Here is a 349-nt window from a genome sequence, read left to right as displayed (position 1 = left end):
GCGCGCAGAAACGTCTCTTGCACGCAGTCCTCCGCCAACGGCCGGTCGCGGAGCGCGTTCACCGCGAACCCGAGCAGCGCGCTCCCGTGCGCGTCGAATGCCCGAGCTGCGTCGAAACCGCCCGACCCGGTGACCCCGACGTCACGGTCCGGCATGTCGGCGCCGTCGATCCGCTCACTCATCAGGCGTCTCCCGTGTCTCTGAGCGGCTCGCATCACGGCATCTCGCTTCCTCACCAGGGTAAATGATTCTGATGTCCCCTCCGGGGCATCCGTCCTGCGTTCAACCGTCTTGCGGCAGCTGCATCTTCCGGATGGCGTGACGACAGGACGACTGAGCCCCCGACACC

General features: G+C 67.0%; 1 protein-coding gene. It reads right to left on the bottom strand.

All coding sequences use genetic code 11. The annotated features are described in order from the left end of the window. The coding region (locus tag ACPW96_RS23310; protein ID WP_425886129.1) for an RNA polymerase sigma factor at positions 1 to 182 on the bottom strand (182 nt) is incomplete at its 3' end. Positions 183 to 349 lie beyond the last annotated feature (167 nt).

Source organism: Micromonospora sp. DT81.3 (genome assembly GCF_049847225.1).
GTDB lineage: Bacteria > Actinomycetota > Actinomycetes > Actinomycetales > Microbacteriaceae > Microbacterium.
This window is presented reverse-complemented; position numbering and strand designations above follow the sequence as displayed.